This is a genomic window from Lentzea atacamensis, from assembly GCF_003269295.1.
Classification (GTDB): Bacteria; Actinomycetota; Actinomycetes; order Mycobacteriales; family Pseudonocardiaceae; genus Lentzea; species Lentzea atacamensis.
This window is the reverse complement of record NZ_QLTT01000003.1, coordinates 599,229-617,003: the sequence shown is the minus strand read 5'-3', so window position 1 is coordinate 617,003 and position 17,775 is coordinate 599,229. Positions and strand designations below refer to the sequence as shown.

General features: G+C 69.5%; 19 protein-coding genes. 10 read left to right on the top strand and 9 right to left on the bottom strand.

The genetic code is table 11. The features are described from left to right. Positions 1 to 9: 9 nt before the first annotated feature. Together C8D87_RS17165 and C8D87_RS17160 are read left to right on the top strand one after the other, a co-directional pair. Positions 10 to 1,035 carry a BtrH N-terminal domain-containing protein gene (locus tag C8D87_RS17165; RefSeq protein WP_233442139.1) on the top strand — a complete coding sequence of 342 codons (1,026 nt, stop codon included), beginning with the start codon at positions 10 to 12 and terminating at the stop codon, positions 1,033 to 1,035. Between the two features lie 15 nt (positions 1,036 to 1,050). Next, positions 1,051 to 1,860 (top strand): lipoate--protein ligase family protein, encoded by an 810-nt coding sequence (locus C8D87_RS17160; RefSeq protein WP_112227410.1) that lies wholly within the window; start codon positions 1,051 to 1,053, stop codon positions 1,858 to 1,860. Here C8D87_RS17160 and C8D87_RS17155 read toward each other — a convergent pair. Beyond that, positions 1,851 to 2,267, bottom strand: coding sequence for a nucleoside deaminase (locus C8D87_RS17155; RefSeq protein WP_233442138.1), 417 nt, complete (start codon positions 2,265 to 2,267; stop codon positions 1,851 to 1,853). The genes C8D87_RS17160 and C8D87_RS17155 overlap by 10 nt on opposite strands. Beyond that, the gene (locus C8D87_RS17150) at positions 2,264 to 3,091 is read right to left on the bottom strand and encodes an LLM class flavin-dependent oxidoreductase (protein ID WP_112227409.1); all 828 of its coding nucleotides are present in this window, start codon (positions 3,089 to 3,091) and stop codon (positions 2,264 to 2,266) included. The genes C8D87_RS17155 and C8D87_RS17150 overlap by 4 nt, the downstream gene beginning before the upstream one ends. A gap of 94 nt (positions 3,092 to 3,185) precedes the next feature. Between C8D87_RS17150 and C8D87_RS17145 the strand changes: the two genes are divergently transcribed. Beyond that, positions 3,186 to 3,641, top strand: a complete 456-nt coding sequence (locus C8D87_RS17145; protein WP_112227408.1) for an Lrp/AsnC family transcriptional regulator — start codon at positions 3,186 to 3,188, stop codon at positions 3,639 to 3,641. A gap of 3 nt (positions 3,642 to 3,644) precedes the next feature. On the opposite strand, the gene C8D87_RS17140 is transcribed toward C8D87_RS17145, so the two are convergent. Then, on the bottom strand, positions 3,645 to 4,355 hold the full coding sequence (locus C8D87_RS17140) for a FadR/GntR family transcriptional regulator (protein WP_233442137.1): 711 nt from the start codon (positions 4,353 to 4,355) through the stop codon (positions 3,645 to 3,647). A gap of 132 nt (positions 4,356 to 4,487) precedes the next feature. On the opposite strand from C8D87_RS17140, the gene C8D87_RS17135 reads away from it, so the two are divergent. Both C8D87_RS17135 and C8D87_RS17130 read left to right on the top strand, forming a co-directional pair. Beyond that, entirely contained in the window at positions 4,488 to 4,982 is a 495-nt protein-coding gene (locus tag C8D87_RS17135) for a gluconokinase (protein WP_112227407.1), read from the top strand. A 2-nt stretch (positions 4,983 to 4,984) separates the two neighbouring features. Then, a complete protein-coding gene (locus C8D87_RS17130) occupies positions 4,985 to 6,340 on the top strand; it encodes a GntP family permease (RefSeq protein WP_112227406.1) in 1,356 nt (451 codons plus the stop codon). A gap of 49 nt (positions 6,341 to 6,389) precedes the next feature. Here the strand turns inward: C8D87_RS17130 and C8D87_RS17125 are convergent, their stop codons facing one another. Next, entirely contained in the window at positions 6,390 to 6,674 is a 285-nt protein-coding gene (locus C8D87_RS17125) for a DUF4242 domain-containing protein (protein ID WP_112227405.1), read from the bottom strand. A gap of 43 nt (positions 6,675 to 6,717) precedes the next feature. Here C8D87_RS17125 and C8D87_RS17120 point away from each other — a divergent pair, with 43 nt between their 5' ends. After that, positions 6,718 to 7,740 carry an AraC family transcriptional regulator gene (locus C8D87_RS17120; RefSeq protein ID WP_112227714.1) on the top strand — a complete coding sequence of 341 codons (1,023 nt, stop codon included), beginning with the start codon at positions 6,718 to 6,720 and terminating at the stop codon, positions 7,738 to 7,740. A 234-nt stretch (positions 7,741 to 7,974) separates the two neighbouring features. Then, the gene (locus tag C8D87_RS17115; protein WP_215732344.1) at positions 7,975 to 10,230 is read left to right on the top strand and encodes a hypothetical protein; all 2,256 of its coding nucleotides are present in this window, start codon (positions 7,975 to 7,977) and stop codon (positions 10,228 to 10,230) included. Positions 10,231 to 10,271: 41 nt separating this feature from the next. Here C8D87_RS17115 and C8D87_RS17110 read toward each other — a convergent pair whose 3' ends face one another. Beyond that, positions 10,272 to 10,733 (bottom strand): hypothetical protein, encoded by a 462-nt coding sequence (locus C8D87_RS17110; RefSeq protein ID WP_112227404.1) that lies wholly within the window; start codon positions 10,731 to 10,733, stop codon positions 10,272 to 10,274. A gap of 147 nt (positions 10,734 to 10,880) precedes the next feature. Here C8D87_RS17110 and C8D87_RS17105 point away from each other — a divergent pair, with 147 nt between their 5' ends. Continuing rightward, positions 10,881 to 11,798, top strand: a complete 918-nt coding sequence (locus tag C8D87_RS17105) for an endonuclease/exonuclease/phosphatase family protein (RefSeq protein WP_146771732.1) — start codon at positions 10,881 to 10,883, stop codon at positions 11,796 to 11,798. Here the strand turns inward: C8D87_RS17105 and C8D87_RS17100 are convergent. Both C8D87_RS17100 and C8D87_RS17095 read right to left on the bottom strand, forming a co-directional pair. Then, positions 11,789 to 13,987, bottom strand: a complete 2,199-nt coding sequence (locus C8D87_RS17100) for a hypothetical protein (protein WP_112227402.1) — start codon at positions 13,985 to 13,987, stop codon at positions 11,789 to 11,791. The genes C8D87_RS17105 and C8D87_RS17100 overlap by 10 nt on opposite strands. 74 nt (positions 13,988 to 14,061) lie before the next feature. Beyond that, entirely contained in the window at positions 14,062 to 14,613 is a 552-nt protein-coding gene (locus tag C8D87_RS17095; RefSeq protein WP_109641446.1) for a CGNR zinc finger domain-containing protein, read from the bottom strand. Between the two features lie 83 nt (positions 14,614 to 14,696). Here C8D87_RS17095 and C8D87_RS17090 point away from each other — a divergent pair, with 83 nt between their 5' ends. Further along, positions 14,697 to 15,647 carry an EamA family transporter gene (locus tag C8D87_RS17090; protein ID WP_112227401.1) on the top strand — a complete coding sequence of 317 codons (951 nt, stop codon included), beginning with the start codon at positions 14,697 to 14,699 and terminating at the stop codon, positions 15,645 to 15,647. A gap of 75 nt (positions 15,648 to 15,722) precedes the next feature. Then, a complete protein-coding gene (locus C8D87_RS17085; protein WP_112227400.1) occupies positions 15,723 to 16,604 on the top strand; it encodes a hypothetical protein in 882 nt (293 codons plus the stop codon). Positions 16,605 to 16,613: 9 nt separating this feature from the next. Here the strand turns inward: C8D87_RS17085 and C8D87_RS17080 are convergent, their stop codons facing one another. Beyond that, a complete protein-coding gene (locus C8D87_RS17080; protein ID WP_170166458.1) occupies positions 16,614 to 17,180 on the bottom strand; it encodes a carbonic anhydrase in 567 nt (188 codons plus the stop codon). A 356-nt stretch (positions 17,181 to 17,536) separates the two neighbouring features. Beyond that, the gene (locus C8D87_RS17075; protein ID WP_109641442.1) at positions 17,537 to 17,767 is read right to left on the bottom strand and encodes an MbtH family protein; all 231 of its coding nucleotides are present in this window, start codon (positions 17,765 to 17,767) and stop codon (positions 17,537 to 17,539) included. Between the last annotated feature and the right edge of the window lie 8 nt (positions 17,768 to 17,775).

Below are 17,775 nucleotides of genomic sequence, written 5' to 3'. Positions count from 1 at the left end.
CCTCACACGGTGAGAGGGCCGAGGATGTCGGCCGTGATGATCGAGAACGTCTCGTTCCCCGCCGGCGTGCACTGCGAGACCACCGCGCTCGGCGCCCTGCTGCGCCACGAGGGCCTGGAGCTCTCCGAACCGATGCTGTTCGGCCTCGGCGAAGGTCTGGGCTTCGTCTACTGGGACGCCAGGAACATGGACTTCCCGTTCCTCGGCGGCCGCGTCAAACCAGCCGCCCTCACCCGGACCGCGGCCGACCGGCTGGGCCTGACGCTGCACGTCCAGGAGACCGCCTCGCCGCGCAAGGCCTGGCAGAACGTTGCCACCTCCCTCGCGGCGGGACGCCCGGTCGGTCTGCAGCTGGACTCGTACCACCTGGACTACTTCACCACGAAGGTTCATTTCGGCGGTCACTTCGTCGCGATGTACGGCTATGACGACACCCACGCCCATCTCGTCGACACCGCTCAGCAGGGCGGCTCCGTGACGACCACGCTCACGAGCCTGGAACGGGCCCGCGGCGAGCGCGGACCGATGACCGCGCGCAACCTCTCGTACACCGTCGTTCCTACTCGTCGGCCTGATCTGGGCAACGCCATCCGGCAGGCGATCTCCAACAACGCGCACGCGTTCCTCAACCCGCCCATCTCCAACCTCGGCCACCGCGGCATCGGCAAGGCGGCCCGGCAGGTGACGCGGTGGCTCGACCGCTCCACCGACCCGTCCCGCGACCTCCCGCTGGCCGCGATGCTGATGGAACGCGGCGGCACCGGCGGTTCGCTGTTCCGCGCCATGTACCGCGACTTCCTCGCCGAAGCGACCGCGATCGTCGACGACGACAACCTCCGCCGCGGCCACGAGCTGTACGCCGGGATCGCCCCGCGGTGGACCGAGGTCGCGGACCGCGTCGCGGCCGCGGGAGAAACCGGCGACACCGATCACCTGGCCCGTGCCTCGGCGATCCTCACCGAGCTCGCGGAGTCCGAACGTCACGCCATGCAGGTCCTGAGCGGCATGGCGCCGCAGCGCCGAGCGGGGTCGTGATCGAGAATCACCGGTGTGCCGAACCTCGACCACACCCGGCTGCTGGCGTCCGGGAGCGCCGGCTGCCCGGTCACCGAACTGGTGATCCCCGCACTGTTGCTGCGCGCGCCTGAAGCGGAGTGGTCAGAGCTCGTCCACATCTACGTGCCCCACGGCCCCACCGTCGCCTTCAGCGGCCGTGACCTCCGCTCGCCCGGCATCGCCAAGGCCACCGAGGTGGCTCACGCGGCGGGGTTCGAGACGGTGGTCCGTTCACCGGGCGGGCGCATGGTCGCCTACGACAGCGGCGCCGTCGTGATCGACCACCTCGACCGCACCACCGGCATCCGCCACGCGGGCAGCTCGACCTTCGCCGCGAACGCCGGGAGCCACGTCCAGGTGCTGCGCGGACTCGCCGACATCGACGCCCGCGTCGGTGAGGTCGACGGCGAGTACTGCCCCGGCGAGTTCAGCATCAACGTCGGCGGCGTCGCGAAGGTCGTGGGCTCGGCGCAACGCGTCACCGCCACCGGTTCCCTGTTCAGCACGGTGGTGCAGGTCGCCGTCTCGGACCGGGTGCGCGCCGTGATCACGGACGTGTCCGAGGCGCTCGGCTACGACCTGCGGGCAGGTTCCATCGCGGGCCTGGCCGACTACGCGCCCTCGCTGACCGCCGGTGAGGTCGCCGCGGCGTTCGCGGCGGACTACCGCGACCGGCTCGGCCTGACCGACGGACCTCTGCCGGCCGAGGTGGTCGCGCACGCGTCGACCGTCACTCCTGGCGCCTCACCCTTCCACGTGGACGACTGGACGCGGGCGAACCCGGTCGGCGCGGGTCAGGGGTAGTAGCCCTCGACCGCCACCTTCGCCTCGTCGTAGAGGTGCGGTCCGTCGGTGGGCACCGCAGCGAACCCACCGGACGTCTTCAGCCCGTTCAGCTGGCTGCCCGACAGCGCGAACACCACCTGTCCGATGCCTGACCGCGCCAACGCGCCCGCGCACATCCCGCTCGGTTCGCAGCTCGTGTACATCGTGGTACCGGCGGCGGCCTCCGGATCCAGCGACCGGGCCGCCCAGCGGGCCAGCTTCAGCTCGGGGTGGGCGGTGATGTCGTTGTCGGTGAGGCTGGAGTTGCGCTCCTCGGCGAGCACGGCGCCGTCCGGTCCGACGAGCAGCGACCCGAACGGCGGGTTGCCGCCCGCCCGCGCCTCCGCCGCCAGCGCGATGGCCCGTCGCAGATGTTCTTCGTTCACCGGAACTCCTTCCGCACCGCGGCCAGCGCGTGCCAGGCGACGTCCGGGTGCCGCGTCTCCTCCGGATCGCCGACGAACGGGTCGAGCACCACGGCGTGCACTCCGTCGGCGCGCAGTCCTTCGAGGTCTGCCGTGATCTGCTCCACCGTGCCCTCGCCGAGTCGCCGGTCGTCGAGCGGGCGGTCGGTCAGCCTCAGCACGATGCGCGGCGCCAGGGCGGGCACCGGGCATTCCTCAGCGGCAGCGAGATTCTTGAGTCGTGCCAACGATTCTCGCCAACCGGCCGGGGTCTGCCGCAGCGGGTGCCAGGCATCGCCGAGCCGGACCGCGCGACGCAGGCCGCCGTCGCTGTGGCCGCCCACCCAGATCGGGATGTGTCCCGCGCGGTAGCCCTCGTCCCGCCACGCCTCGCGCACCGTCGTGATCAGGTCGTCGGTCAGCTTTCCCCTGCGGTGGAACGGAACCCCGAGCGCCGCGAACTCCGCACGCGCCCAGCCGACCCCGACGCCGAGCACGAACCGGTCGCCGCTCAGCTCGGCGAGGTTGGCCGCCATCCGCGCGACCAGCAGCGGATGCCGGTAGGGCGCGATCAGCACGGTCGTGCCGAGGGTGATCCGCTCGGTGACGCCGGCCAGCCACGACAGCGCGGTGAACGGCTCGTAGAACGGTGCCGGGTACTGCTCGGCCACGTCGGGGGTCACCACCACGTGGTCGGACATCATGAGCAGGTCGAAGCCGAGGCCTTCCACGGTCCGCGCCCAGTCGCGCAGCACGGCGGGGCTGGTGCCGGGGCCGAAGTTCGGGACGTTCACGCCGATCAACACGTGATCAAGACTATGAGGCCGAACACCTGCCGCAGAAGGGACTGTTCCCGGTATCTGGTGCGGTTCGCCGTGGATTCCACGGTAACTTCGCGGAATGGCCGAGACACTCGACCCGACCGACTGGGCGATCCTCGCCGAGCTGCAGCAGGACGGCCGGATCCCGCTCACGGAGCTCGGCCGCCGGGTGAACCTCAGTGCCTCGGCCGCGACCGAACGCGTCAAGCGGCTGGAGGGTGTCGGTGTCATCACCGGATATCGCGCCACAGTGGATCTCGGCAAGGTGGGCTACGGCGTCCTGGCCGTGGTGCGGCTGAAGTACCCCGGCAACCAGCACCAGCCGCTGCACCGGCTGCTGGCCGAGCGCACCGAGATCCTGGAGTGCCTGCGCACCACGGGTGAGGACTGCTACACCCTCAAGGTCGCTGCCACGTCGATGCCGCACCTGGAGAAGGTGGTGGACGAACTGATGGCGTTCGGCAGCACCACGACCAGCATCGTCTACAGCCAGAGCCTGGCCTACCGCGGCGTGAGCGCACCGCCTCCAGCGTGATGATCAGTGCTGCTCGTCGCGCAGCGCCTGGGACGCCTCGACGATGATCTCGCGCATCGCCTGTTCCGCCGCGACCGGATCACCGGACTGCACCGCCTGGGCGACGTCGGCGTGCAGGCGGATCGCGACCGGGTTGGGCTTGGCCGGCATGAGGCCGTGGTGCGTGCGGCCGATGAGCACCTCTGACACGACCTCGGTGAGGGCGCCGAACATCTCGTTGCCGGACGCGGCGAGCAGCGTGTGGTGGAACAGCAGGTCGGCCTGCAGGTAGGACTCCAGATCGCCTGACTTGCCGTGCACGGCCATCTCCATGACGGCCTTGGTCAGGTCGCCGCACTGGGCGGGGGTGGCACGCCGGGCGGCGAGAGCGGCCGCGACCGGTTCGATGCCGCCGCGCAGTTCGCTCAGGGACTCCAGCTGGGCAGCGCGGCCTTCGCCGTCCAGGCGCCAGCGGATGATGCGCGGGTCGAAGACGTTCCACGCCTGTTTCTCGGCCACGGTCACGCCCACGCGGCGGCGGGTGATGAGCACGCCCATGGACTGCAGCACCCGCACGACCTCGCGGATGACCGGACGGGACACGCCGTGCGACTCGGCCAGCTCGTCGATGCGCAGCACCTCGCCGGGCCGCAGCGTGCCGGACGCGATCCGGCGGCCGAGGTCGTCCAGGACGGTTTGGTGCAGTCCCGGTTTGGCCTGCTCAGCGGTTCCCACGAGGCCGAATCCTCTCACGATTGCGTTCGCAAGGCCCACCTGAACGATTAAGAACAGGTTATTCGGCTTTGAGGATTGTAAAAGTCAGGTTATTGAGCGACGCTGTGCCGCACCGTCGAAGGGAGCCGGGCAGTGCCGCAGCTGATCGTGGTCATGGGTGTGTCGGGATCGGGCAAGACGACCACGGGTGCCGAGCTCGCCCGCCGGTTGCGGGTGCCGTTCGCCGACGCGGACGAGTTCCACCCGGCTTCGAACATCGCCAAGATGTCGGCCGGCGTGCCGCTGGACGACGCCGACCGCGAGCCCTGGCTGGCCGCGATCGCCCGCTGGCTCGCCGAGCACACCGACGGTGGCGTGGTCACCTGCTCGGCGTTGAAGCGCGCGTTCCGCGACCGGCTGCGCACCGCCGCGCCGGCCGCGTACTTCGTCCACCTGGCCGGCGACTCCGAGGTGGTCGCCGCCCGCGTGGCCGCCAGGGCCGGTCACTTCATGCCGGTCGCCCTCGTGGCCTCCCAGTTCGCCGCGCTCGAACCGCTCGAACCGGACGAGCGCGGCCTCGTGCTCGATCTCGACCAGCCCGTCGACGTCCTCGTCGACACCTGCCTCACCGCCGCGGAAGGACGCTGACAATGCCCCTCGCCCTGGACACCCTCGCCGCCGGACGGCTCATACCGGCCGCCGTCGTCGGTATCGCGCTGCTGGTGCTGCTGATCACCAAGGTCAGGCTGCACCCGTTCCTCGGCCTGACGGTCGCCTCGCTGGTGGTCGCCGCCATCGCGGGCCTGGGCATGGACAAGGCGCTGGCCGGTTTCGCCAAGGGGTTCGGTGACACCGCCGCGGGCGTCGGCACGCTGATCGCGCTCGGCGCGATGATCGGCAAGCTGCTGGCGGACACCGGCGGTGCGGACGCGATCGTCGACGCCATCATCAGCAGGTCGAGCCGCCGCTCGCTGCCGTGGGCGATGGCCGGGGTGGGCGCGCTGATCGGCCTGCCCATGTTCTTCGAGATCGGCCTGGTGCTGATCATGCCCGTGGTGCTGCTGATCTCCCGCCGGTCCGGTGTGTCGCTCATCCAGCTGGGCATCCCGGCGCTGGCAGGCCTGTCGGCGATGCACGGTCTCGTGCCACCGCACCCCGGCCCGCTGGTGGCGGTCAACGCGCTGAACGCCGACCTCGGCATCACCCTCGGCCTCGGCGTGCTCATCGCCATCCCGACCATCGCCGTCGCCGGCCCGCTCTTCGCCCGCTACGCCGCCCGCTGGGTCGACGTGCCGGCACCGGAACTGTTCGACAGCACCGAACGCGACGAGGACAGGCCGCGCCCGTCGTTCCGGGTCACGCTGGCCACCGTACTGCTGCCGGTGGTGCTGATGATGGGCAAGGCGCTGGCCGACATCACCGCCGCCAAGGGCAACCCGGTCCGCTCGGTGCTGGACTTCCTCGGCACACCGGTGATCGCGCTGCTGATCGCGGTCGTCGTCTCCATGGTCACGCTCGGCCGCGGCGCGCGGATGTCCGCGAAGGACATCGCCGCCAGCGTCGAGGCGGGGCTGCCGCCCATCGCGGGAATCCTGCTCATCGTCGCGGCTGGCGGCGGGTTCAAGCAGACGCTCATCGACACGGGCATCGGCAAGCTCATCGCGGACTGGGTCGCGGGCAGCGGGTTGTCGGTGCTGCTGCTGGCCTGGCTGGTGGCCGTGCTGATCCGGCTCGCGACCGGGTCGGCGACCGTGGCGACGGTGACCGCTTCCGGCATCCTCGCTCCCCTGGTGTCCACGCTGAGCCCGGGAGAGACGTCGCTGCTGGTGCTGGCGATCGGCGCGGGATCGCTGTTCTTCTCCCACGTCAACGACGCCGGGTTCTGGCTCGTGAAGGGCTACTTCGGGCTCAGCGTCAGCCAGAACGTCAAGACCTGGTCGGTCGTGGAGACCCTGCTGTCCGTCGTCGGCCTCGTCCTCGTGCTGCTCGTCGACCTGGTGATCTGAGCACCTGCGGCCGGGCCTGGCCTTCAGCGGCCACGCCCGGCCGTCCGGTTCAGGCCGCCGATCTCTCGGCCGTGGTCGGGTCGATGATGGTGGCGACGGGGCGCGCGCTGTCGCACGGGAACCCGCCTGCCGCGGCGTGCTCGGCGACGGTCTCCGCGTCGTCGGCGATGTAGACGCAGTACAGCTTCTCGTCGGTGACGTAGGTGTGCAGCCACTGCGCGCGGCCGGCCATCGCGTCGAGCACGTCGACGGACTTGCGGGAGATCGCCCGCAGCTCTTCCGCGGTGAGCTTGCCGGCGCCGGGCAGCGTGCGCTCGATGACGAACTTGGGCATAATTCTCGTCTCCTCGGGGGATGAGTCGGACGGAACAATGCTCATGCCCGAACCGCAGACAGGCCATGATCGCGGCACCGCCGATCCTGACCGAAACACCGCACTCGCCGCGGCGCTGGACCGGCTGAGCCTCGAAGGCGCGATCTTCTTCCGCTCCGAGTTCACCGAGTGCTGGGCGTACCGCTCCCTCACGCCGGAGGGGATGGCGGAGACTCTGCATCCCGGAGCGCGGCGCCTGATCATCTTTCACATCGTCGCCGCCGGCCGTTGCTGGGTCTCCCCGCACGGTGGTGAGCGGCGCTGGGCGGACCGCGGCGACGTGATCGTGCTGCCGTACGGCGACCAGCACGAGATGGGTGGCCTGCAGGAGGCCGAGGTGGTGCCGATCGAGACGCTGTTCGAGCCGCCGCCGTGGGACTCGTTGCCGATCGTGCGGCACGGGGAGGGCGGGGATCGCACGGACATCGTCTGCGGTTACCTGCACTCCGGCGATCCGTTGTTCGATCCCGGCCTGCGGGCGTTCCCGCCGGTGTTCGTGGTGCGGCCGCCGGAGGGGCCGATGGCGCAGTGGGTGCGGTCGAGCATCGACTACGCGGTGGCGGTCAGCGAGAACTCCCTGCCCACCGGGTCGATCCCGACCCAGCTGCCGGAGCTGCTGCTCGTCGAGGCGGTCCGCCTGCACCTGGCGTCGGCGCCCGCGGCGGACAACGGCTGGATCGCCGCCATCCGCGATCCGGTGCTGGCGCCCGCGCTGGCCCAGCTTCACGCGCGCCCCGGGCACAAGTGGACGGTGGCGGAGCTCGCGTCCAGCGCCGCGGTGTCGAGATCCCTTCTGGACGAACGGTTCCGCAAAGTGCTCGGCCGATCGCCGATCCGGTATCTCACCGACTGGCGGATGCACCTCGCGACCGGGCTGCTCGCGACGACAGACCACGGTGTCGCGGTGATCGCGCGGCGCGTCGGTTACGACGCGGAGGAGGCGTTCAGCCGGGCGTTCAAGCGCGCCACCGGCTCCTCACCGGGCACCTGGCGGGCGGCGAAAACCGCGGTAGCGCGCGAATTGTGAACACCACCAGATCGGCCGCCAGCGGTCCCGACCGGCGCAGCACCACAACGGCCTGAACCAACCACCGGTGGCTCTCGCGCTGGGCCACCCGCACGAAATGCGTCGGCACCGGAGTGAATTGTCGTCGACATTTTCAATTACATGTCAAGTGGCATCAGACAATGCCGGTAACGCCGATGTCGGTTTGCCGACTCCATTCGGTCTGGACGATCACTCATCCGAATTGGAGCCGCCATGAGTCATTTACGGCACCGTGTCAGACCGATACTCGCGACCGCCACGTCGCTGGTCCTGCTCGGAGGGCTGGCCGCACCGGCCTCGGCCGCGCCGACGCCGGGCACCGACGTCCTCTACACGCTCGACGCGGATTTCGACCGCGGCACCTTGCAGGACGTCAACCACGACGCGCCGAACAACGACCAGCTCCAGCTCAACCGTTCGACGGTGTTCTTCCCGTACGTCAACGTCGCGGCCTCTGCCCGCGGCACGATGGTGCGCATCGACGTCAACACCGGCCAGATCGTCGGCGAATGGGTGTCCGCGCCGAACGGGCGTGGCCGCAACCCGTCCCGCACCACCGTGGACAAGTTCGGCAGCACGTGGCTGTCCAACCGGGACGAGGGCGTGGGCGGACGCGGCTCGGTCACCCGGATCGCCGTGATCCAGGGCGGCACCCGTGTCAACGCCGACGGCACGCCGAACCCCGCCGGTGACTTCCTCAAAGGTCCCTTCGCCTACAACAGGTGCGAGGACCGCAACCAGGACGGGCTGATCGCCACGAGCCGCGGTCTCGGCGACATCCGCCCGTGGACGAACGCGGGCGGCGCCGACGACAACGGCGGCGTCACGACCGCCGCGGACGAGTGCGTGATCAACTACGCGAGAGTGACCGGCAGCAACACCCGCACGGTCGCCGTCGACGCCCAGAACCGGCTGTGGACCGGTGGCCAGGACCTCGACCACGAGCTGCTCGACGCAACCGGCCAGCCCACCGGCACGCAGTTCAACGTCGGCTGCGGCGGCTACGGCGGCCTGATCGACAAGGCCGGCACGCTGTGGTCCGCCCGCAACTTCGGCCTGCTGCGCTACGACCCGGCCACCGCCACCCACGCGTGCCTCAACGCGACGCACGGTGACTACGGCCTCGGGATGGACCCGGTCACCGGCGAGATCTGGCACACCAACTTCTCCGGCAACCGGGTCGCCAAGCTCGCACCCGACGGCACCCTGCTCGGCGCGTTCGCCCACGGCAGCCAGAACGCGCAGGGCGTCGCGGTCGACGGCGACGGCAACGTCTGGGTCGCCCACTCGCTGAGCGGCGCGACGACCGTCGGCCACCTGCGAACCGACGGCACGTACGTCGGCAACGTGCCGCTGCCCGGCGGCGTCGGCCCGACGGGCGTCGCCATCGACAGCAACGGCAAGGTGTGGGTGACCAACATCAGCACCAACAACGCCCAGCGCATCGACCCCGACGCCGGTCCGGTCGGCGGCGGCGGCCACCGCGTCGGCGAGGTCGACCTCACCGTCGACCTGGGTGCGGGTGCCGGTCCGTACAACTACAGCGACATGACCGGGTCGGTGCTGGGTGAGATCACCGCACCGCAGGGCACCTGGACGGTCGTGCAGGACGGCGGCCACGCCAACCAGACGTGGGGCACCGTCACCTGGAACACCGAGGCGCAGGGCAGCGTGCCGCCGGGCACCTCCATCACCGTGGAGGCGCGCACGTCGAACACCGAGGCCGGACTCGCCGGCCAGCCGTTCACCGCGGTGGCGAACGGGGTGACCTTCGCGCAGACCGGTCGCTACATCGAAGTGAGAGCCACCCTCACCGCCAACGCGACGGGCGACAGCCCGGTGCTGTCCGACCTGAGGATCCGGACCGCGGAACGCACCGGCGTGTTCTCCTGCCAGGCCACCGCGCTCAACCTCGCGGGCATCATCTCGACGAGGGCGAACCCGCAGGACGTGCCGTGCGTGGACGACCACGAGACGCTCGCGAACGTCCAGCTGAACGCCGGCATTCTGACCGTGCGGGCGAACACCCTCGACGCACGGACCGACCAGACGCCGGACGACCTGACCGGCACCCCGCCCGCGACGACCGACCTCGCCACCGCACGGGCGCGCATCGAACAGACCCGCGTGACCAGCGGCCTGCTGACGATCGAGCTCGGCGTGATCGAGTCGAACGCCTCGGTCACCTGTGTGCCGGGCCCCGGCGGCCTGGTGCCGCAGTTCGCGGGCTCGTCGACCATCGCCAGCCTGAAGATCAACGGGTTGACGGTGACCGTGGGCAGCGCTCCCCTGACCATCCCGCTGCTGATCGGGTCGCTGCGGCTGAACAGCACCACGACCACGGCGACCAGCGTCGTGCAGCAGGCGGTCGTGGTGGACACTCCGCTGACCGACGTCGTGATCGGTGAGGCCAAGGCCAACGTGGAGGCCAAGCCCGGCCACCCCGGCGGCTCGCCCTGCCAGGTCTGAGCTGAAGGGCGCGGGTGGTCGTGGCGACCACCCGCGCTCGCTCACCTTGGCGCGTGAGGGTTGCGCCCCGAAAGCCCACCCACCTTGCACGGACCGTTCGACGCGTCACGGCAGACCACGACGCCCATGTACGTGATCGAGTCGCCGCTGATCGACCACGTCAGGTTGTTGTACTTCGTGTTGTCCTCCTTGTCGCAGCCGGAGTAGTCGTACCGGCGCGTCGGCGTCGTGTCGGGACGCATCGACCCGTTGTAGAACAGGAAGTACGCGTAGACCGGTTTGGCGTCACAGCCCCAGTCGGACACGATCAGGTCGATGTTCCCCACCGAGCTGGGCCCGGTCCAGTCGAACGTCGCCCCGGCGTACCCGTAGTCCTGTCCCGAGTAGATGAACTCCTGCTCGGCGGCACCGGCCGCGGGCGTGTGCAGGATGGCCGCGGAGAGCGCGACCACGGCGGTGGCCGCGACCCGGCTGATGATCTTGCTGAAGCTTCTCGAACCCATGGCGCGGGAAGCTAACAGCGCTCGCGGCGCCCGAAAAAGCTATTGCACCTCAACGCAATACCTTGCCGAGCGCAAGCGCCACAAGTCTTACTCGTGCTGCGGCACTTCCAGCTTTCGTCGGCCGGTATGACTCGAGGGGGATGAACCTTGATTGCCCGAAAAATCTTTCGCTTGTGCGTGGCCGCCGTGGCCGGAGCCTCATTGATCACCGGGGCGACCACTGCCGCGTCCGCAGGGCCTTTGCCGGTCGAAACTTCTGCCGCCGCGCCGGTCCTGCACAAGTACCTTCACTTCAACATGTGTGGAAGCAAGTGCATGGGCGGCGACCTCAACGTGGCCGATGACGTGATCAACTCCATCAACGGCAGCAGTCCGCAGCCCTTTGCGGTGACGCTCAACGAGGTCTGCAGAAACCAGTACAACCACATGTTCTCCACCCTCACCCCTTACTACGGCCGGTTCGAGGTGACGGTTCCAGGGGCGTGCAAAAATGGTCAGGACTACGGGATCGCGGTCCTGGTTCGCACTGCCGATTACACCTTCCACAACGCCTGGACCCTCCCCGGCGGTTACGAGCAACGCAAGATGGTGTGCATACGCACGGCGGACACAGGGGGTGGCTCGCAACCACTGATCGCCTGCTCCACACACATCGACTACCACAGTGACGTGCAGGCTCAGCAGATCGCTTTTGTCGCCGCTCGCGGCCGGGAGATGTGGTCGGGCAATCACGTGCTGATCGGAGGCGACTTCAACGTCGAACCCACGGACAGCAAGCTGAACCCGATGTACAGTCCAGAGCACTCCGGTGGCAGCGGAATCTTCAACGAGGCGGACACCAACGGATTTTCTCGCACCGGCGGCGGCGCTGGATCCGGCTACAACGAGTACACCGGCGGATGCATCCACTGGCCGTGCGGCTACCGTGCCAACGACTGGAAGCCCACCGGTAAAATCGACTACATCTTTCTTTCTCGCTACGACTTCACCGGCTATTACGGCGATACGACCTACGCCCTCCGGTCCGATCACACGCCGCTCTGGGCCTGGGCGAACTACGAGTGAGGCTGATCGGCCCCGACCGCGAGGATCTGCTTCAACCCGTTCCGGTCGAACCCGGTGATCTCGTTGAACAGCAGGAAGAAGCCGAGCGGGACCAACGCCACGAGAGCGAGCACGTTCTGCCTGCGGACATGTGTGGCGAGCCCCTTCAGGGCCCGTTGCTGGTCCGCGGGCACGGGCGCGTCTCCCGCAAGGCCGGCGACTCGGCGCCGTTCCCGTTGGACGTGCCCGATGTTGTTCTTCATGACGTACACGTAGGCCGCCGACAGGAGCGCGAGAAACGGCAGGACCGTGCTCCACCACGACGCAGCGTCGGCCAGGTGCGCCATGTACATGTTCGGCGCCCAGGCGACGCTGACGCACAGCAGGATCGCGATGAAGCAGTCCTGCAGCGTTCCCCCGAGCGGACCTGCGAGCGTGTAGCTACGCGCGGGTCTCGCGCCCGGCAACGTCCGAGCCGCGCACCACGGCAGGCTGATGCAGGCTGCGACACCAAGTGCGAGTCCCGCGAACGAAACAGGCAGTGACACGACCTCCGACGCCGACCACAGCGCCGGACCGGTCATCCAGGCGACCGTCGACCCGACCGCCAGCGCGGCACAGGCGGCCACCGCGACCAGGCGGAGGTCAACCGGGGTGTTGTGCAGGTAGCCGACGTTGCTGACCAGGCCTTCCCACACGAACAGTGCTGCCACGACCGCGATGACGACCGACAGCACGAGCTGCTTCGTGTCTCCATAACCATCGGCAAGAGCGAGAGCCATGACAACGGTCCAGGCGAGGCAGCTCACCGGAGCCACCACTCCCGCGGCCGGCACCAGCAGCATCACGACGAGACCCGCCGCCAGCAGGAGGGCTGGTACCGCGAGCGAGGTGAGGCCGGCGTGCGATCCGGCGATCCACTTGTCCGGGGTGGAGGTTCCGACCAAAGAGGCCGCACAGCTGATCAACGCACCGGTGTACATAGCGATGATCGCCAGGTAAGCCCTCCACTTGAGCGCCCCCAGCTCGCCCTGGGGCACGTTCTTCTCCTCTGCCGCAACAACCTCGTCGAAGGTCATCCGCACCGCGAGCGCGGACACGGCCAGGAACAACAGAGCGGCGACGACGCCCGCAACAGCGGCGTAAGGGTTCACCAGCCTGGGTTCCTGCGCGAAGTACCTCGAGGCGAGGCCGAGCAGCGTGATCGGTGCCGCGGCCACAGAGGCCCAGAGCACCCTCCACAGCGTCACCTCCCGCCGCCTCCACATCGCGCCGAGCAGTCTCACTTCCACCGTGACGACCGCCAGCGCCAGCAGACAACCCGAGGCCAGCGCCGGAATCGTCACGGAGGGCGATGCCGAGACCGCCGCGACAGGACCGGCCGCGGTCACCGCGGCACACGCCACGACGACGGTCCTCGCTTCGGCGGTCCTCACGTCGTGGACGCTGGCCACGAAAGCCCCACCCAGTGCGGCGCACACCGCGCACATCACCGCTACCCCGCTGTTCGAGCTGCCAGGCAGAAACAGCAACGACAACGACACAGCCGGAACAGCGGCCACCACGGTCGCGGCGACACACCAGCGCCACGAACCCACGCCGGTCGCCCACACCAGTACCGCCACCGCCGTGACCGCGAGCGTGCCCACGGCGACGGTGACGGCGGCCAGTGCCGAGCCACGGCCGGCGTTGTCCTCGGCGAGCAACGCCACGAAGGTGAACGTCAGGCCCAGCACCGCGACGACGCGAGGTGATCGAACGAGATGGGCGCGGCGCCGGAGCGTCACGATCGCAGCCGTTGTGGCAGCGGCGAAAAAGCCGCAGGCGCCCGTCAGAAACGCGGCGTGGTACCAGCCGGCCGCGTTGAAGGTACCGGGAGCGGGGAGTGTCCAGTTGAGCCGTGGATCCGGGTTCGCGAGCCAGGAGATCTGCGTGGCCGCGCCGCCCAGCAGACCAAGCACACCGGCGGTCGCCACGGCCCATCGCTCAGCGCGCCGCCACGTCCGGATCTGCGGTGACGACCGGACCAGGCAGAAGGCGAGCAACGGCAGCAGGATCCCGTCGCCGACGGTGGCGGAGCGAAACGTGTGCAAGCCGGGCAGCGAGTCGTCGCCCAGCCCCGCCAGTGACGCGATCTGGAGCGCTCCGAAGCCGGAGAAGAACACGACGCCGGCCGCGAGCCACGCTCGGCGACCGGTGTCAGCAGTCATGCAAGCACTCCAGGTCCAGCCGTGGTGACGGTCATGCCCTGTGTCGCAGCCAGGTTCAGGTGCGTTACCGGAGATTACGTTTCCGCGCGCCGTTCCCGGAACGCGATCATGTTCATCCGGTTGCCGCACCGCACGCTGCAGAACCGCTTGAGACCGTTGCGGGACAGGTCCAGCAGGAGGCCCTCGCAGTCGTCGGCCGCGCAGATCCGCAGGCGGTCCATCTCGTTCATCCGGATCACGTCGATGAGGGCGAGCGCGGCCTCCACCCGGATCCGTTCGGCGAGCGGGGAGTCGGGTTCGGTGGCGTGCATGTGCCAGTCGAGGTCGTCGTGCCGCACGAGGTACGGGAGTGCTTTCGCGTCGCGGAGCATCTTGTTGACGGCTTCGACGGCATCGTCGCGATCGAGGGTCCACACATGCCTGAGCAGCGCGCGCGTGCGGTGGACGTCGCGCAGTTCGGCCTCGTCGTGGTCGATGCGGCCCGTGAACGGGTAGTGGTCCAACAGAGCTTTCAGCTGATCGACCGTGGCCAGCTCGTCCTCGCCGCTGCGCGACGCCGACGGATCGGTGTTGCACAGGACCACGACGAAGGCGAGCGACTCCTCCGTGTCAGGGGCAAAACGCAAATTGACTCCTTACGTGGACCGGCCTACCGTCAGGGGTGTCAATCAGGTTAGGCCATGACATGGCTCCGGACCGGGAGGCAAGGATGGGGATTGGGTCGAAGTCCACCGGCCTGATCGCGGCAGCGATCTCGTTCATCTCCTTCGGCACCTCCGGGGCGTTCGTCAAACCGCTCCTCGACGCCGGCTGGTCGCCGACCGCCGCCGTCACGGCCCGTGCGCTGACGGCCGGGCTCGTGCTCCTCCCGTTCGTCGTGGTGTCCCTGCGCGGCAAGTGGGACCTGCTGCTGCGGGCCAGATGGCCCGTGCTCGGCATGGGGCTGGTCGGCGTGGCGATCACCCAGGTCTTCTACTTCGCCGCCATCCAGCGCATCCCGGTGGCGACCGCGCTGCTCATCGAGTTCCTCGCGCCCATCATCCTGGTCGGGTTCACCTGGGCGGTCACCCGACGCACGCCCGCGCCCGTCGTCCTGTTCGGCTCCGCGCTCGCGGTCGGAGGCCTCGTGCTCGTGATCGGGCCCGGCGCGATCCAGGCCGTCGACCCGATCGGCCTGGCCTTCGCTTTCGGCGCCGCCATCGGGTGCTCCGTGTACTTCGTGATCGCCGCGCGCCCCAACGAGGGCCTTCCTCCGGTCGCGCTCGCCGGCACGGGCCTGCTGCTGGCCGCACCCGTCCTCGCGCTCGTCGGTGCGACGGGCCTGCTCCCGGTCACCGCCACGTTCGACGACCTGCCGCTGCTCGGCACCATCACGGCCTGGTGGGTGCCGCTGCTCGTCGTCGCGGTCATCGGCACGGCGCTGGCCTACGCGTCCGGCATCACCGCGTCCGGGATCCTCGGGTCGCGTCTCGCGTCGTTCATCGCCTTGCTGGAGGTCGTCTCCGCCTCCCTGTTCGCCTGGCTCCTGCTGGGTCAGCGACTCAGCCCGTGGCAGCTCGTCGGCGGCCTGCTGATCCTCGCCGGCATCGCCTCGGTGCGCGCTGAACGGCAGCAGCCGGAACCGGTTGCCGCGCCCCCGGTCGGCGTTTCCTGCTCCTAGCCGCAGGTCTGACCGTTCAGGCAAACCACTGCTCATCGCGTTGGCCCGCCTGGGGTCCTGTGCCACGTTGAGCACATGTCGTCTCGATCTCTGCTGGCCGCGACCCTGCTCGCCGTCACAGCGGCCCTCGCACCGTCGCCCTCCTACGCACACACCGACCAGTGGCAACGGGTCGGCACCGGCATCACCGAGGGCGTGAGCGGCCTCGCCGTGCTCACCAGCCGCGGCGACCACGTCGAGGCGCTCTCGGTCATCGACAACAAGAAGCCGGGACAGGAACGCACCCGCAGGATCGTCCTCGACGACGGGCGCGTCACCGCGGTCCGGCCGATGACCTGGCAGGGCGAGACCCCGGTGGACCTCGAAGCGGTCACCCGCGTGCCGAACCGTCCCGGCGAGTACGTCGCGGTGACCAGCGGCGGCCGTGCCTTCCACGTGCGGGTGCGGGCAGACGTCGTCACGGTCGTCGCCGCGTTCGACCTGCCTCCGCACGACCCGCAGGACAACATGGAGAGCTTCGCGCTGAAGGCCGTCGGCTCCCGGCTCGCCGCGGTGTGGGCCGACCGCGGTGCGGGCCTCCGGCCGACCACCCTCTACTCGGCGTACTTCTCGTTGCAGGACCACAGGTTCGGGCCGGTCACCACCGTCGAGTACGACACCGGCGCACACGAGGAGACCGTCCGGCACGCCTCGGACATCGCGATCGCACCGGACGGCTCCCTGCTCGTGTCCTCCGCGGTCGACCCCGGCGACAACGGCCCGTTCTCGTCGTCACTGCGCGAGATCGGCAGGCTGGCACCGCGCAAGGACACCGTCGGTGTCGACCTGGCCCGCCGGCCGCGCCTGCTCGGCACGTTCGACGGCCGCAAGATCGAGGCGGTGGCCCTCCTGCGCGACGGCGACGTGCTGCTCGGCACCGACGACGAGAACGACGGCGGCTGGGTCCGGCAACGCTGACGAGAGTTCTCACCGATAGAGCGTGACCTTGGCGGTGGCCAGGTCGTAGGAGGCACCGACGACGCGCAGGGTGCCGGCGGCGACGGCGGAACTGACGACCGGGCTGGTCTGCAACGTCTCGACGGTCTTGCGGATGTGCGCTTCCAGGGCCGCCGAGTAGATGTCGGCACCCCGGTCCTCCACCTCCCGCGCCGCCGGCACGAGTGCGGACACGAGGGCCCCGAGTGCGCCCGCCGGGGTCTTGCTCGGGTCCTTCATGGCGTCCACGGCCGCTTTCACCGCACCGCAGTTCTGGTGGCCGAGCACCACGATCAGCGGCGTCTTGAGTGCCGCGACCCCGTATTCGATCGTGCCGATCGTGGGCTCCGACAGGACGTTTCCGGCCGTGCGCGTGACGAAGACGTCGCCGAAGTCCTCGTCGAAGATGGCCTCGACCGGCACCCGCGAGTCCGCGCACCCGAACACCTGGGCGTAGGGCGCCTGGCTTTCCGCGTGCTGACGGATGCTCTCGAGGCTCTGGGCGTGCAGCGTCTTGTTGGCGAGCAGCCTGTCGTTGCCCGCCAGAAGCCGCTGCAACGCCCCGTCCGAATCGACGGCCCCGGCACCGGTACGGGCACGGCCGGCGCGCTCGTCTGCCCACCCGCGGCGACGCCGCAGGAGACGGCGGCCACGGACAGGCCACTCGGTGCAAGTCCCTGCAGCAGGGTGCGCCGGGATGTCGCTCCCTGCCGGGAAAATTCGTCCTTTGTTGGACGTGCGGTCCAATTTAGATAGTCAGGTGCGCGTCAGAAGCGCTTGAGTTCTTTACCAGGGACATCCTTGGTTCTTCGGAATTCATGTCCTTTGTGTCCGGTCTTGGCCCGGCAGAGGACGAAGCCACTGTGGATGACAGTGGCCTCGCGATCGTCGGGACAACACGGGATGCCGCGTCGTCAGCGCCCCGCCGCCTGGCGGTCGAGCTGCTCGCGGACGCTGCGCGGGCGCATGTCGGTCCAGTGCTGGTTCACGTAGTCGAGGCAAGCCTGGCGGGTGTCCTCGCCGTGGACCACGGTCCAGCCGTCGGGCACGGTGGCCAGCGTCGCCGGCCACAGGGCGTGCTGGCCCTCGTCGTTGACCACCACGTAGAAGCGGCCGTCCTCGTCGTCGAACGGGCTGGTGCGCATCGGAGACT

Excerpts from the sequence above, each read along its gene's own strand:
- C8D87_RS17145 (WP_112227408.1), top strand. The coding sequence starts at position 3,186 with ATGGCCGAGACACTCGACCCGACCGACTGGGCGATCCTCGCCGAGCTG.
- C8D87_RS17130 (WP_112227406.1), top strand. The coding sequence starts at position 4,985 with ATGCCCCTCGCCCTGGACACCCTCGCCGCCGGACGGCTCATACCGGCC.
- C8D87_RS17125 (WP_112227405.1), bottom strand. The coding sequence starts at position 6,674 with ATGCCCAAGTTCGTCATCGAGCGCACGCTGCCCGGCGCCGGCAAGCTC.
- C8D87_RS17120 (WP_112227714.1), top strand. The coding sequence starts at position 6,718 with ATGCCCGAACCGCAGACAGGCCATGATCGCGGCACCGCCGATCCTGAC.
- C8D87_RS17115 (WP_215732344.1), top strand. The coding sequence starts at position 7,975 with ATGAGTCATTTACGGCACCGTGTCAGACCGATACTCGCGACCGCCACG.
- C8D87_RS17110 (WP_112227404.1), bottom strand. The coding sequence starts at position 10,733 with ATGGGTTCGAGAAGCTTCAGCAAGATCATCAGCCGGGTCGCGGCCACC.
- C8D87_RS17100 (WP_112227402.1), bottom strand. The coding sequence starts at position 13,987 with ATGACTGCTGACACCGGTCGCCGAGCGTGGCTCGCGGCCGGCGTCGTG.
- C8D87_RS17090 (WP_112227401.1), top strand. The coding sequence starts at position 14,697 with ATGGGGATTGGGTCGAAGTCCACCGGCCTGATCGCGGCAGCGATCTCG.
- C8D87_RS17085 (WP_112227400.1), top strand. The coding sequence starts at position 15,723 with ATGTCGTCTCGATCTCTGCTGGCCGCGACCCTGCTCGCCGTCACAGCG.
- C8D87_RS17075 (WP_109641442.1), bottom strand. The coding sequence starts at position 17,767 with ATGCGCACCAGCCCGTTCGACGACGAGGACGGCCGCTTCTACGTGGTG.